General features: G+C 50.1%; 1 protein-coding gene. It reads right to left on the bottom strand.

What is annotated here, in order from left to right:
- On the bottom strand, window positions 1–763 hold a 763-nt coding region (locus tag ACTHUM_RS16160; protein ID WP_440403443.1), incomplete at its 3' end, for a type I glyceraldehyde-3-phosphate dehydrogenase.
- Window positions 764–782: the final 19 nt, after the last annotated feature.

Genomic DNA, 782 nt, shown 5'->3' with positions numbered 1-782 from the left:
TGGTAACAGGGCGTTCGAGAACAGAAACCAGTTCGGTCAAAGAGCCTGTGGCTACGGGAACGCGTTGGGCAGAGCCATCAAGTTTGCCGTTCAACTCAGGGATAACCAAGCCGATGGCTTTAGCGGCACCGGTGCTGTTCGGTACGATATTCAAAGCAGCGGCACGGGCGCGACGGAAGTCGCCTTTGCGGTGCGGCGCGTCAAGGGTATTTTGGTCGCCGGTATAAGCGTGGATGGTGGTCATTAGGCCTTCAACAATACCGAACTCTTTTTGCAATACCGCAGCCATAGGAGCCAGGCAGTTAGTCGTACAAGAAGCGGCAGAGATGACGGTTTCGCTGCCGTCCAAAATATCTTGGTTTACGCCGTATACAACGGTTTTCACATCATTGCCGCCAGGTGCAGAAATCACAACTTTGCGCGCACCGGCACGGATATGGGCTTCTGCTTTGGTTTTGCTGGTAAAGAAACCGGTACATTCGAGGACAACGTCCACACCCAACTCGCCCCAAGGCAATTCTTCAGGATTAGGATTGGCAAATACTTTGATTTCTTTGCCGTTAACAACAATCGCATCATCTTTCAATTCGGCAGAGCCTTCAAAGCGGCCTTGAGTACTGTCGTATTTGAAGAGGTGCAACAGCATGTCGGCAGGAGTCAAGTCGTTAACAGCAACGACTTCGATACCTTGGGCTTTTTCAATTTGACGCAATGCCAGACGACCGATACGGCCAAAACCATTAATCGCTACTTTAATACTCATTTTGCTACTCCTATTAGAT

This window comes from Neisseria sp. P0021.S006 (assembly GCF_051956895.1).
Note: the sequence above shows the minus strand (reverse complement) of the source record. Positions and strands in the feature narration are given on the sequence as shown.